11 protein-coding genes, 2 tRNA genes and 1 other RNA gene are annotated in these 12,658 nt (G+C 69.2%); 8 read left to right on the top strand and 6 right to left on the bottom strand.

Annotation, left to right across the window (positions count from 1 at the left end):
- Positions 1-95: 95 nt before the first annotated feature.
- Positions 96-857 (bottom strand): YaaA family protein, encoded by a 762-nt coding sequence (locus IWX63_RS11165; protein ID WP_199278236.1) that lies wholly within the window; start codon positions 855-857, stop codon positions 96-98.
- Between the two features lie 80 nt (positions 858-937).
- Between IWX63_RS11165 and rnpB the strand changes: the two genes are divergently transcribed.
- An RNA gene (rnpB, locus tag IWX63_RS11160) (RNase P RNA component class A) lies at positions 938-1,336 on the top strand.
- A gap of 592 nt (positions 1,337-1,928) precedes the next feature.
- Positions 1,929-3,221: an MFS transporter gene (locus IWX63_RS11155; protein ID WP_199278235.1), complete on the top strand. Its 1,293-nt coding sequence runs from the start codon at positions 1,929-1,931 to the stop codon at positions 3,219-3,221.
- 31 nt (positions 3,222-3,252) lie between these two features.
- Here the strand turns inward: IWX63_RS11155 and def are convergent, their stop codons facing one another.
- From def to orn, 4 genes are all read right to left on the bottom strand, one after another.
- Positions 3,253-3,825, bottom strand: a complete 573-nt coding sequence (gene def / locus IWX63_RS11150) for a peptide deformylase (RefSeq protein WP_199278234.1) — start codon at positions 3,823-3,825, stop codon at positions 3,253-3,255.
- Positions 3,826-3,830: 5 nt separating this feature from the next.
- Positions 3,831-5,003 (bottom strand): acyl-CoA dehydrogenase family protein, encoded by a 1,173-nt coding sequence (locus IWX63_RS11145; RefSeq protein WP_199278233.1) that lies wholly within the window; start codon positions 5,001-5,003, stop codon positions 3,831-3,833.
- Positions 5,004-5,157: 154 nt separating this feature from the next.
- Positions 5,158-5,230: transfer RNA gene (locus IWX63_RS11140), tRNA-His, on the bottom strand.
- 127 nt (positions 5,231-5,357) lie between these two features.
- On the bottom strand, positions 5,358-5,960 hold the full coding sequence (orn, locus tag IWX63_RS11135) for an oligoribonuclease (protein ID WP_199278232.1): 603 nt from the start codon (positions 5,958-5,960) through the stop codon (positions 5,358-5,360).
- Positions 5,961-6,219: 259 nt separating this feature from the next.
- On the opposite strand from orn, the gene mptB reads away from it, so the two are divergent.
- The 6 genes from mptB (at position 6,220) to ettA (ending at position 11,520) form a co-directional block, all read left to right on the top strand.
- Entirely contained in the window at positions 6,220-7,740 is a 1,521-nt protein-coding gene (gene mptB / locus IWX63_RS11130; RefSeq protein ID WP_199278231.1) for a polyprenol phosphomannose-dependent alpha 1,6 mannosyltransferase MptB, read from the top strand.
- Between the two features lie 49 nt (positions 7,741-7,789).
- On the top strand, positions 7,790-8,209 hold the full coding sequence (locus tag IWX63_RS11125) for a DUF3224 domain-containing protein (protein ID WP_199278230.1): 420 nt from the start codon (positions 7,790-7,792) through the stop codon (positions 8,207-8,209).
- 71 nt (positions 8,210-8,280) lie between these two features.
- A tRNA-Arg gene (locus IWX63_RS11120) sits at positions 8,281-8,353 on the top strand.
- A 204-nt stretch (positions 8,354-8,557) separates the two neighbouring features.
- On the top strand, positions 8,558-9,160 hold the full coding sequence (gene ssb, locus IWX63_RS11115) for a single-stranded DNA-binding protein (RefSeq protein ID WP_199278229.1): 603 nt from the start codon (positions 8,558-8,560) through the stop codon (positions 9,158-9,160).
- Between the two features lie 36 nt (positions 9,161-9,196).
- Positions 9,197-9,754: a DUF6993 domain-containing protein gene (locus IWX63_RS11110; RefSeq protein ID WP_199278228.1), complete on the top strand. Its 558-nt coding sequence runs from the start codon at positions 9,197-9,199 to the stop codon at positions 9,752-9,754.
- 83 nt (positions 9,755-9,837) lie between these two features.
- On the top strand, positions 9,838-11,520 hold the full coding sequence (ettA, locus tag IWX63_RS11105) for an energy-dependent translational throttle protein EttA (RefSeq protein ID WP_199278227.1): 1,683 nt from the start codon (positions 9,838-9,840) through the stop codon (positions 11,518-11,520).
- Between the two features lie 79 nt (positions 11,521-11,599).
- On the opposite strand, the gene tesB is transcribed toward ettA, so the two are convergent.
- Positions 11,600-12,520, bottom strand: a complete 921-nt coding sequence (gene tesB / locus IWX63_RS11100) for an acyl-CoA thioesterase II (protein ID WP_199278226.1) — start codon at positions 12,518-12,520, stop codon at positions 11,600-11,602.
- Positions 12,521-12,658: the final 138 nt, after the last annotated feature.

Here is a 12,658-nt window from a genome sequence, read left to right as displayed (position 1 = left end):
TCGTCGCGGATGCCCGCCGGGTGCAGCGAGTCGGTGGGCATCCGGCTGTCTCCCCGACGACGCCGGGTCGGCGGGCCAGCGGAGGGAAGCGTGCGTCAGTCGAGCACGATGTCGAGCTGCGCGGGCTTCCGTGCGGTGGCGGGCTCGAGGTCGGCCGTCCACCGCTCGCGGGCCGCTGCGAGCAGGGCGGCGGGTGTCGCGGGCGCCGCACCGCGTCGGGTGAGGAGGTGCCGGGCGAGCTCGCCCCGTGTGTGCTTCGCGAAGTGCGAGACGACCGTCCGCTTCCCGTTCCGGACCTGGAACACGTTGACGGCGGCGCTCTGGTGCGGTGGCGAGGTCCAGGCCGCAGCGTAGGTGCTCGACCGGCAGTCGACGATCAGGCCGTCCCCGGCGTGGTGCGCCAGCGGAGCCGCGAGGTGCTCCTTCCAGTAGGCCGCGAGGCGCCCCGTGCCCGGGAGGTCGACCGACATCGACAGACGGTAGGCCGGGATCCGGTCGCCGAAGCCCACGGCGCCCCACAGGGCGGACACGACGACGCACTGTTCCCTCGCCTTACGCCTCTGGACGGCGGTCATGCCCGCATAGTCGAGGGCGTCGTACAGCACACCCGAGTAGATGTCGTGGGCCGGGGCGGCGGGTGCGACGTCGAGCACCAAGTTCCGCGCCACGTCCTCGGCGAGGGACGCCCCGACGCCGAGGACCGCATGCGCGTCGTCGGCGGCACTGGCGGTCCTCAGGGCGTCCAGCACGGCGCTGCGCGCCTGGTTGAGTTCGGGGAAGTGGAGGTCGTCCAGGTGGAGCGGAGCGCCCGTACGGGCGGCGGACTTGCCTTCGGACGGGGGGAGCAGGATCAGCACCGATCCACTGTATCCAACGCGGGCGGGCCGTCCGCGCGCGGCGCCTGACGGCGTCCCGGTCGCCTAGAATGGTCACCGGATGGGTCGACCAGGCGGCCGCGTTGGACGGGGCGAGAGCATCCGCTCCACCGAGGAACGTCCGGGCTCCGCAGGGCAGGGTGGTGGGTAACGCCCACTCGGGGTAACCCGCAGGCCAGTGCCACAGAAAAGAAACCGCTCCCGCTGCAGGCCTCGGCCGGCGCGGGCAGTAAGGGTGAAAAGGCGGTGTAAGAGACCACCAGCGTGCCGGGTGACCGGCACGGCTCGGTAAACCCCACCCGGAGCAAGGCCAGACAGTGCGCGATCGAGGGCTGCCCGCCCGAGTGCACGGGTAGGCCGCTTGAGGGCGTCGGCAACGGCGTCCGTAGATGGATGGTCGCTACTCGCGTGCCGGCGACGGCGCGCGATGACAGAACCCGGCGTATCGGTCGACCCATCCCCCGACCTCCCCGCGAGACCAGGTGCCGATTCCTCCGCACCGGATGTGCCGCTCTCCCGACCCGCGGGCGCAAGCCCTTCACGGTCTCCGGCGCGTCGGATGTCATGGAGGGACCACGGCCGCCCTACTGTGTGAACATCGCCGCGGGTCTCATACGCAAGCGCTGCGGTATGAACGGGTCGGCCTACTACTGGGGCTTCGGGGTCGGCCCGTTCACTTCGACCCGGCCGCGGGTCCGGACGGCCGGGGACCTCCCTGCAGCGGGCATGAAACGGTCCCCGCACCCGGTCTCAAGAGGTAGGGGGACCGCCCGGCGTCTATAGCCGCCTCGGGAGCCCGTCGACCGCGATACTGCTGGGGGAACGACCGCGGGACGCACTCCCTCATCCATGGTGCTCTTCCGCCGACCGCGCTGCAATCGGAGGGGGTCCCGCTAAGCCAAGGGAGAAATCGGGAACAACAGCCGCCCATCCTGTTGCCGGGGCGAACAATTATCGGCAGGATCCCGGGACCCGTCAAGACCCGGCGAATCAGTGCGGGAAAGTGGTCACGGCGGTCCGGTCGCCGTAGGTGCTCTGGATTAGGGTGGTCGGATGAGCTCTGGGGGCACTGAAACACGACACCTGCTGGTGCGCAATCGGAACTTCCGCGCGCTGATGGTCTCCAGCACGTTCGGTGTCCTCGGGAACGCCGTTGCCGCGGTGGCGCTGCCCGTCATCGCCGCGGTGGAACTCGAGGCCAGCAACTTCGAGGTCGCAGCCCTCGCCGGCATGACGTTCCTGCCCTGGCTCCTGTTCGGACTGCTGATCGGTGTGTGGGTCGACAGGCTGCCCCGCAAGCCGGTGATGCTCGCATCCCTCGCCGTCCGCGTCCTGGTCCTCGCGCTCCTGCCGGTCGGCTACTGGCTCGGATTCCTCAGCACCCCGCTGCTGTTCGCCGCCGCCTTCGTCGCGGGTGTGAGCGGCGTCTTCTTCCAGCTGGCCGACGCCGCGCTCGTCCAGCAGGCCGTCACCGCGGACGAGCTCATGGAGGGCAACGGCCTGATCACGGGCTCCGGTGCCGCCGCGGACGCGGCCGGACGCTCCGCGGCAGGATGGCTCACCGGTGCCGTCGGCGCCTCCAACACGCTGATCGTGCAGTTGACGACGTCGGTCGTCGCGCTCCTGGCCATCCACCGCCTCGATGTGAAGGAGATCGTCCGCCCGCGGAGCGATCACCGGATCGTCCGGGAGATGGTGGACGGCCTGCGCTACACCTTCAGCACCGCCCCGCTGCGCGCCCTCCTGCTCAACGCCGCGCTCTGGAACCTGGGCGGGAACATCTCCGCGTCGCTGCTCGTGCTGCTGGTGCTGAGGACCCTGGGGGAGTCCGAACTGTGGCTCGGCCTGCTGCTGGCCGCGTCGTCTGTCGGGGGAGCCGTCGGCGGGATGACGGCGAATTCGATGGGCGAGCGCTTCGGCTCCGGGCCGCTGTGGCGCTGGTCCATGGTGCCCGGGGTGCTCGGCTACGCCTCCCTCCTGGTCCTCTCGCCCGGCGCTGGGATGCTTTGGGGGCTTCTGGGCATGTTCATGATGGGCGCGAGTGTCGCCTGGAACATCGTCGTCGGCACGAGCTTCCGCCAGCGCGTGTGCCCGCCGGACATGATGGGCCGCCTCGGGGCGGCATCCCGCACGGTGAGCTGGGGCATGCTCGCGCTCGCGAGCCTGCTGGCGGGAGTCCTCGCGGAGACCGTCGGCATCCGCCAGGCCGTCCTCATCGGCGTCCTCATCGCGTGCACCGCACCGCTCGTGGCCCTGCTGGGTCCACTCCGCGGGGTGAAGCGGCTGGAGGACCTCGTCGAGGCCCCGGCGCCCGAAGCCCGGGTCGAGGCCGAGAGGAACGCCTGACACCGAAGCGTGCGGCCCCAGCCCCGGCCGGCTAGTGGCCGAAGGGGTCCGGGTCCACCCCGGGCGTCCAGGTGAGCCCGGGCACGCCCCAGCCGTTGTTCTTCATCGCCTTGCTCGCCTTGCGTCCCTGTCGGTTGTTGAGGCGGTCCACGTAGAGCCTGCCGTCGAGGTGGTCGTACTCGTGCTGCATGCAGCGGGCGAACCATCCGGTCGCCTCGAATTCGACGGGCGCGCCGTCGCCGTCGAACCCTGACACCCGGGCCCAGTCGGCGCGCTTGAGGGCGAAGGACTCGCCCGGGACGGACAGGCAGCCCTCCGCCTCGTCCTCCGGGTCAGGATCGGAGCCGGGGATCTTCGAGGTCACGAGCGTCGGGTTGACGAGGACGCCGCGCGGGGCCACGTCGTCGTCGTTGTCCATCCCGTAGACGAACAGGCGCAGCCCCACGCCGATCTGCGGGGCGGCGAGTCCTACCCCGTTGGCGACGTCCATCGTCTCGAACATGTCGGCGATGAGGGTGCGCAGCGCGTCGTCGAACGCCCCGACGGGCAGGGCGCGCCGGTGCAGGACCGGTTCGCCGGCGATCGTGATGGGGTGGACGGTCATGGAACCTACCTGTTCTGGGTGGGGCGGTCAGCGATCGAACGGCCGATGGACTCGCGCAGGATCTCGCTGGTCCCGCCGAAGATCGTCAGGAGCCGCGCGGCGAGGAAGGCCTGCGAGACCGGGTATTCGAGGATGTAGCCGTAGCCGCCATGGAGCTGGAGGCAGCGGTCGGTGACGGACTTCGTCCGTTCGCTGGCCCACAGTTTGGCCTGGGCAGCGGCGGTGGGGGTCAGAGTGCCCGCATTGAAGGCCAGCACCGCGCGGTCGACGAAGGTCTCCGTCACCTGCACCTCGGTGAGCATGTCGGCGAGCACATGGCGGGTGGTCTGGAAGTCGAGCACGCGTTCACCGAACGCGCTGCGCTCGGTCACGTACCTCAGGGTCTGCTCGTAGGTCGCCCGGGCGAGCGCCGCGGAGGCGACGGCGATGCCGAGGCGGCCCTGCGGGATCTGCGCGAGGCTGTAGCGAAGGCCCTGGCCCACCTCGCCCACGAGGTCCGCGCCGGGCACCCGGACGTTGTCGAAGAAGAGTTCGGCGGTGTCGGATGCGCGAAGGCCCATCTTGTCGAGCTGGCGGCCGGGCGCGTAGCCCTCGCCCTTGCGCACCATGAACAGGGAGAACGCGTCACTCGACCCTCGGCCCGAGCTGCCGTCGGTGCGCGCCAGGACGAGGGATGCGTCTCCGCTGATCCCGTTGCCGATGAACACCTTCTGGCCGGTGATCAGCCAGTCGTCCCCGTCGCGCACGGCCTTGGTCCGGATACCACGGAGGTCGCTGCCGGCACCCGGCTCGGTCCACGCGCAGGACGTGACGATCTCACCGGAGACCATGCCCGGCAGCCATCGCTCCTTGAGGTCGTCCGACCCGTAGGCGAGCAGGTGCGGCAGGACGAGATCGTCCTGGAGGTGGAACGCGAGTCCGACGGCGAGGTGGTTGCTGCGGGCGAACTCCTCGTCCAGCACCGTCCGGAACCGGTAGTCCGGCATCCCCGCCCCGCCGAACTCCTCCGGGACGGCGAGCCCGAGCAGTCCCTGCTCACCCGCCGCGGTCCAGACCGAGCGAGACATCAGGTGCTGCCGGTCCCACTCCGCGTAGTGGGGAGCGACGGCGCGGTCGTTGAACTCGCGGGCGACATCGCGGAAGAGCTCGTGATCTTCTTCGAACACTGTGCGTTCCATGACTGGGGGTCCTTCGTATGCTCGCAGCCCGGGAAGGCGCAGGCCGGGAGGGCCGTTCTTCGGGGCTTGGGCTGGGTGGGGCCGGAAATGCGGATGCCGCCCCGGACGTTCTCCGGGACGGCATACGTGGCCAGGATCATTCCCGACGACTGAGGGTGAGTAACGGGGCTTGAACCCGCGACCTCCTGGACCACAACCAGGCGCTCTGCCAGCTGAGCTATACCCACCATGTGTCTCCGCGGTCCACCCCGGTGGCGAGTAGCCGGCCGGGCTGTCCTCGGAAGGCAGCGGATCCAAGTTTACACACTTTTCGGTGTGCTCCCGACCGCGGCGGACGAGCGCCCGCCGAGGGCGTCAGGACGCGATCGTGCGTGCGATGGTCTTGCTGGTCGCGGAGTCCGGTCCGGGGGAGGGCACGAAGACCGCCGAGCGGTAGTACCGCAGCTCCCGGATCGAGTCCTCGATGTCGCCGAGGGCCCGGTGGCCGCCGGTCTTCGCGGGAGCCTGGAAGTAGGCACGCGTGTACCAGCGGCGAGCCAGTTCCTTGATGGTCGACACGTCGATGACCCGGTAGTGCAGGTGGTCGACGACGAGCGGCATGTCCCGGACGAGGAAGTTCCGGTCCGTGCCCACCGAGTTGCCTGCCAGCTGGGCCTTGCGCGGCTCGGGTACCCAGGTCCTGATGTACTCGAGGACCTGCTGCTCGGCGTCCTCCATCAGGATGCCGCCGTCGAGCTCCTCCAGCAGGCCCGACGTCGTGTGCATCCCGCGCACGAAGTCACCCATCTGGGCGACGGCCTCGGGCGTGGGTTTGATCACCACGTCCACGCCGTCCCCGAGGACATTGAGCTCGGAATCCGTCACGAGGACGGCGACCTCGATCAGGGCGTCGTTGACGAGGTCCAGTCCCGTCATCTCGCAGTCGATCCAGACGATGGGGTCATTCGATATCGGCATTCGACCAATGTACCGCCCGGCACCCCCGCTTCCACGCCCGACGCCGCACCCTCTGCGGCAGGCCCTGCCGGGTCGCACTCCGGGCCCGATGCTAATATTCGAACAGTTCGCTCAGGGTTGCGGGGAGATCTGGGAAACCCTGCTGCTTCCGGCAAGGGCACCGCTCGCGGGTCGCCCGCCGTCGGGTCGTCACCGGCCGATGGCCTGAGGACAGGGCGTTCGACGCCGACTCATGCTTGCCGACGATTGGATTTCCCCGATGCCCTCCCAGGTCCCGCTCTCCGACGTCGCGACGCAGCAGGGGCCGAACCGACCGGACATCGCCATCGTGCAGGGATTCGTCGGGTCCCTCCTCATGTGGATGGGATCACTCGGCGTCGGCTGGCTGTCACTGGCCTCGGCGGAACTCCGGCGCACCCCGATCATCATCTGGCTGCGGTTCGAACCTGCGGGCGCGGTGCTCTCCGTCCTCCTCCTGGCGCTCGGCGGGATGCTCCTCGTCCGGGCCTGGCTGCGGTTGGGTCAGCGGTTGAACGGCTGGTCGGACGACACGCGGCCGTACCTGATGAAGGCCATCATCGCGTGGACCATCCCGCTCGCGGCAGCGCTGCCCCTCTTCAGCCGTGACGTGTTCGCGTACATCGCCCAGGGTCAGGTCATGGTGGCCAGGCTCAACCCCTACGTCGACGGGTATTCGCAGATCTCGAACTATCTGCAGATCGGCGCCGACGACCTCTGGGCGCAGAGTCCCACCCCCTACGGGCCCGTCTTCCTCTGGATCGAGGAGGGCATCGTCAGGATCACCGGTGGCAACCCCGACACCTCGATCATCCTGTTCCGGGTCGTCGCGCTCGTCGGGGTGGCCCTGTGCGTCTACGTCATCCCCAAACTCGCGGCGCTCCACTCCATCAACGCGAATCGCGCCCTGTGGCTGACCGCCGCCAATCCGCTGTTCCTCATCAACTTCGTGGCGGCCATCCACAACGATTCGCTGATGATCGGCCTCGCCCTGACCGGCCTGTACCTGGCGGCGACGAAGCGGCCCGTCCTCGGGATCCTCCTGATCACGCTCTCGGTCGGCATCAAGCCGATCACGCTGATCTTCCTGCCCTTCGTCGGCCTGATGTGGGCGGGCAGGGGCGCCTCCTGGCCGCGGCGCTTCCTCTACTGGTTCCTCACCGCGAGCATGTCCCTCGGGATCCTGTGGGTCATGGGGTACGTGAACACCTTCGGCTTCGGGTGGGTCGGCGCCCTCAGCACCCCGGGCAGCGTCTGGATCTGGTACGCGCCCGTCGGCTTCATCGGGCTCGTCATCGCCACGCTCGGCGACGCCGTCGGCCTGCCCGGATGGGACCTCGCCGGTGTCTTCCACACCCTCGCCCGGCTCGCCTCGCTCGTGATCATCGCGCTCCAGGTCTTCCGCGGCGACCACAGCCGCCTCGTCCGCCGTCTCGCCATCGCCTTCTCCGCCATCGTGGTGCTGTCGCCGATGATCCAGTCCTGGTACGTCGTCTGGCTGATCCCGCTCTTCGCGGTCACCGGCATCCGTGACGACTGGCAGGTGAAGTTCCTGTACTTCACGGTCGCGTTCTTCATGGTCTACGCCATCACGGACCAGCTCGACATCTTCCCGTACTTCGATTTCAGCCTGATGATGGCACGTCAGATCGCAGCCGTCGTCGCGCTCGGATTCGCGCTCTACCTCGTGTTCATCGACCGCAGTACGAAGGTCCTGTTCCTGCGGCGCTATCGTCCCTCCACGCCTGGCGTGACGCACTGACCACGCATCCCGGCATGCGGTACCGGCCCTGAACGGCGATACTGAACAGATGATTGAAACAGGAACGGCGACGTACAACGGCGAGTTCGAGATCACCAGCTGGGATGCCGAGCCGTACTCGGAGCCCGGCAGCACGGGCGAACTCTCCCGCGTACGGGCCTCGAAGGTCTTCGAAGGCGAGATCAGCGGAACCAGCACGGCCGAACTGCTGATGGCAGGGAACGACGTCGGCGCCGGCTACGTCGCGTCCGAACAGTTCGTGGGGACCATCGGGGACCGGGCCGGCTCTATGACGGTCCAGCACTGGGGCGTCGCCGAGGGCGCGGACGCCGCGAGCTCGGGGCACATTATCCCCGGATCCGGTACGGACGGGCTCCGCGGTATCGCCGGCAAAGCCGTCTACTCGCAGGACCCGGACGGCCAGCACCGCCTGGAACTGCGGGTGAGCTTCCCCGCCGAGGCCGGATAGGACGACCGCGCAGGGCCTCCGCGACCGCGGTCGGGATCGCGCCGGACCGCCCATAGTAAACTGAGGTCACTGCCTCCGTAGCTCAGGGGATAGAGCAGGGGCCTTCTAATCCTCTGGTCGCAGGTTCGAATCCTGCCGGGGGCACAGCAGCAGGGCCGGACGCCGACGCGTCCGGCCCTTTGCCGTCCCGGCCCGTGCCGGCCCGTGCCGGCCCGTGCCGGTCCCGGCACCGCGGGGGCGGTTGTCCACATAGGGCCGCGTGCCCCCCGCGCCGTGGTCCTCCCGGCCGAAGACTTGGTGGAGGCCGGCACCGAACGCCGTCCACCGGGATCTACGGAAGGACAGATCATGACCGACATCATCACCGTGCGGGGCTATGTCGCGACGGACGTGCGGCTCACCTCGGCTCAGAGCGGACTGGCGGTGGCCGGGTTCCGCATGTGTTCCACGGACCGCCGCTTCGACAAGGAGACGAACGCCTGGGTGGACGGGCACACGAACTGGTACTCGGTGTCCATGTTCCGCCAGCTCGCCACCAACGCGGGGGCCAGCCTCAAGAAGGGTGATCGGGTGATCGTCACCGGGCGGCTCCGGGTGCGCCCCTGGATCAAGGAGGACGGCAGGACGGGAACATCCGTCGACATCGATGCGGACACCGCCGGACACGACCTCATGTGGGGCACCGCGAACTTCAAGCGCACGACGGCTGACCGCGGCGAGGCACAGCCGGGTGCCGGATCGGAGGATTCCTCGGGTGGCGTTCCCGCCGGGGACGGCCTTCCCGCCGGGGTGGACGCGGCAACGGGGGAGATGTTCGGGTCGGCGTCGGCCTTCGATGCCGACCCGGTCGACGACGACGGCACGGGCACGGGCACGGGTGACCCTCTCCCGGTGGGGGAGGCGGGCGGCGACCCTGCGGACGCCCGGCAGGAGGAGGCTGTCCCGTTCTGACCGGGGCCGGAGGGCGATCGGTGGCAGGATGGTCGGGTGACTATCGCCCTCCCTCGCAACCGGCCCGGTGGAACGGTCCGGGTGGTCATGGCGCTCGGCCTGGGACTGACCCTGTGCCTGACGTCCTGTACGGCTACGCCCGCCGTGACACCGGACACATCGGGCACGCCCTCCTCCCGGGCCGCGGAAGCGGTCCCGGTCCCGGTCCCGATCCCGACATCGTCGCAGGCCGGCAACACGACGCCTGCCACCGCGTCGCCGGGTGCGGGGTCGACGTCGCCGGAAAAGGACGCGTCGGACATCGCCCCGTCCGTCGACGCCGCACTCGCCACCCTGGCCGGGAGCGGGGACGCGGTCACCAGCGACCGGGTCCGCGCCGCCGTCGAGCAGGGCTTCGCCGACGCCGGCACGGCCCCCGAGGCCGTCGAGGTGTCCATCGACAGCACGCCGACCGGGCTGGACGTCGACGCGATCCAGGGCGCGGGCCTGATCGACGGGACGTGCGTCGTCGGTGAGGTGCGTGAGGGCGCGGTCACGGTGGTAGTCCTTCCAGCACTCGCCTCCGGCCTGTGCTTCGTCGGGGACCAGCGCTGATACACGGGCCGGGACGGGCCGAACATGGCCTGGCCGGACCGGCCGAATGTGAGATCGGTCCGGGCAACCACTAGCCTTGGGGCATGGCGGAATTTATCTACACAATGAGCAAGGCCCGCAAGGCCGTTGGCGACAAAGTAATCCTCGACGACGTCAGCATGTCGTTCTTCCCTGGTGCGAAGATCGGCGTCGTGGGGCCGAATGGTGCGGGTAAGTCCACCATCCTGAAGATCATGGCAGGCATGGACACGCCGTCGAACGGCGAAGCACGCCTCAGCCCCGGGTACACGGTCGGCATCCTGCTGCAGGAGCCACCGCTGAACGAGGAGAAGACCGTGCTCGGCAACGTCCAGGAGGGCGTCGGCGAGATCTACGGGAAGATCCAGCGCTTCAACGAGATCTCCGAGGAGATGGCCTCCCCGGACGCCGACTACGACACGCTGCTCGACGAGATGGGCAAGCTGCAGGAGGCCATCGACGCCGCCGACGCCTGGGACCTCGACTCCCAGCTCGAGCAGGCCATGGACGCCCTCCGCTGCCCGCCGCCCGAGGCCGACGTCCGCGTCCTCTCCGGTGGTGAGCGTCGCCGTGTCGCGCTCTGCAAGCTGCTGCTGCAGAAGCCGGACCTGCTCCTCCTCGACGAGCCCACCAACCACCTCGACGCCGAGAGCGTGCTCTGGCTCGAGCAGCACCTGAAGTCGTACGCCGGCGCCGTGCTCGCCGTCACCCACGATCGGTACTTCCTCGACCACGTCGCCGAATGGATCGCGGAGGTGGACCGCGGTCACCTGTACCCCTACGAGGGCAACTACTCGACCTACCTGGAGAAGAAGCGCGCGCGCCTCGAGGTCCAGGGCAAGAAGGACCAGAAGCTCTCCAAGCGTCTGACCGAGGAACTCGAATGGGTCCGCTCGAACGCCAAGGGACGCCAGACGAAGTCCAAGGCACGCCTGAACCGCTACGAGGAGATGGCCGCGGAGGCGGAGCGCACCCGGAAGCTCGACTTCGAGGAGATCCAGATCCCGCCGGGCCCCAGGCTCGGAAGCCAGGTCATCGAGGCGCACGATCTGCGCAAGGGCTACGACGAGCGCATCCTCATCGACGGTCTGTCCTTCTCGCTCCCGCGGAACGGGATCGTCGGCGTCATCGGCCCGAACGGCGTCGGCAAGACCACCCTGTTCAAGACGATCGTGGGCATGGAACCCCTCGATGGCGGCGAACTGCGGATCGGCGACTCGGTGAAGATCTCCTACGTCGACCAGTCGCGCGGCGGCATCGACCCCAACAAGAGCCTGTGGGAGGTCGTGTCCGACGGCCTCGACTTCATCCAGGTGGGCCAGGTCGAGATGCCCTCGCGTGCCTACGTGTCGGCGTTCGGCTTCAAGGGACCGGACCAGCAGAAGAAGGCCGGCGTCCTCTCCGGTGGTGAGCGCAACAGGCTGAACCTCGCGATGACCCTCAAGCAGGGTGGGAACCTCCTGCTCCTCGACGAACCGACCAACGACCTCGACGTCGAGACGCTCTCGAGCCTCGAGAACGCCCTGCTCGAGTTCCCCGGCTGCGCCGTCGTCGTCTCGCACGACCGGTGGTTCCTCGACCGGGTGGCCACCCACATCCTGTCCTACGAGGGCACCGAGGAGAACCCGGACCACTGGTACTGGTTCGAGGGCAACTTCGACGCCTACGAGCAGAACAAGGTGGAACGGCTCGGAGCCGATGCCGCGAAGCCGCACCGCGTCACCCACCGCCGCCTCACGCGCGACTAGCAGGGGCCGCACAGGCGGAAGCAGACAGAAGAGGGACACGGCCGAAGCCGTGTCCCTCTGCTGTCTGCACGCGTGGATGTCAGGCCGACGGGATCCTGACCATGCCCTCCTGGGCCACACTCGCCACCAGCGCCCCGCTGCGGTCGTAGATGCGGCCCGCGGCGAGTCCCCGCGACCCGGACGCGCTGGGCGAGCTCTGGACGTACAGCAGCCAGTCGTCCACGCGCACGGGGCGGTGCCACCACATCGCGTGGTCGAGGCTCGCCACGTTCATGCCGGGCTGGATCCAGCTCAGGCCGTGGGGCCGCAGGATCGATTCGAGCAGCGTGTAGTCGCTCGCATACGCGAGGGCGGCACGGTGGATGTTCGGATCGTCGGGCATGGGCCCCAGACTGCGCATCCAGACGGCATTCCGGGGTTCCCGCGAACCCTCGTTGGACAGGTACAGCGGTGCGTCGACGTGCCGGATGTCGAACGGCCGGTCGAAGGCCCACGCCTGGGCGACAGGGTGGTCGAAACCGCCGAGCAGTTCCGCGGTGGACGGCAGGCTCTCGGGATCGGGGAAGCCGGCGGGCATCGGGTCCTGGTGGGTGATGCCGTCGTCGGGCTCCTGGAACGACGCGATCATGGACAGGATGGGCACGCCATTCTGGTAGGCGTGCGTGCGCCGGGCGGAGAACGACCGCCCGTCCCGCAGTCGCTGGACGCCGAACGTGATGGGCTGGTCGGCGTCACCGGCCCTCAGGAAGTACCCGTGCATCGAGTGGACGTCGCGCGTCGGCTCGACCGTCCGCATCGCGGCGATCAGCGACTGGGCGAGCACCTGGCCGCCGAAGACGCGCCGGCCCGGCTGGCGGGCGGACGTACCGACGAAGATCTCCTCGTCCGTCTGCGCCCCCTCGGCGCTGCTGAGGTCGAGCAGGTCGAGGAGGGCCCTCGTGGGGTCCTTCGGCTGCGCTCCCTGCGCCGGTGCCTCTGGTGCTGGCGCGTGTTCTGCCATGGTTCGGTGTCTCCTCGTGGGGGCAGGGGCGGTGGAAGCGGTCGCTCCCGGGCATCTACTGACAGTAGACGCCGGTCCGAGCGCACTCAATACGGGCACGCGGCCGGGCCCATGGTGTTACTCACACCGGGGTCCGCG

Origin of the sequence: Arthrobacter sp. CAN_A2 (assembly GCF_015752045.1) — a bacterium.
Taxonomy (GTDB): domain Bacteria; phylum Actinomycetota; class Actinomycetes; order Actinomycetales; family Micrococcaceae; genus Arthrobacter_D.
Note: the sequence above shows the minus strand (reverse complement) of the source record. Positions and strands in the feature narration are given on the sequence as shown.

What these genes read in the sequence shown, in the direction of transcription:
- IWX63_RS11155 (WP_199278235.1), top strand. Translation starts at nt 1,929, where the DNA reads ATGAGCTCTGGGGGCACTGAAACACGACACCTGCTGGTGCGCAATCGG.
- ssb (WP_199278229.1), top strand. Translation starts at nt 8,558, where the DNA reads ATGACCGACATCATCACCGTGCGGGGCTATGTCGCGACGGACGTGCGG.
- def (WP_199278234.1), bottom strand. Translation starts at nt 3,825, where the DNA reads ATGACCGTCCACCCCATCACGATCGCCGGCGAACCGGTCCTGCACCGG.
- IWX63_RS11125 (WP_199278230.1), top strand. Translation starts at nt 7,790, where the DNA reads ATGATTGAAACAGGAACGGCGACGTACAACGGCGAGTTCGAGATCACC.
- ettA (WP_199278227.1), top strand. Translation starts at nt 9,838, where the DNA reads ATGGCGGAATTTATCTACACAATGAGCAAGGCCCGCAAGGCCGTTGGC.
- orn (WP_199278232.1), bottom strand. Translation starts at nt 5,960, where the DNA reads ATGCCGATATCGAATGACCCCATCGTCTGGATCGACTGCGAGATGACG.
- tesB (WP_199278226.1), bottom strand. Translation starts at nt 12,520, where the DNA reads ATGGCAGAACACGCGCCAGCACCAGAGGCACCGGCGCAGGGAGCGCAG.
- IWX63_RS11145 (WP_199278233.1), bottom strand. Translation starts at nt 5,003, where the DNA reads ATGGAACGCACAGTGTTCGAAGAAGATCACGAGCTCTTCCGCGATGTC.
- mptB (WP_199278231.1), top strand. Translation starts at nt 6,220, where the DNA reads ATGCCCTCCCAGGTCCCGCTCTCCGACGTCGCGACGCAGCAGGGGCCG.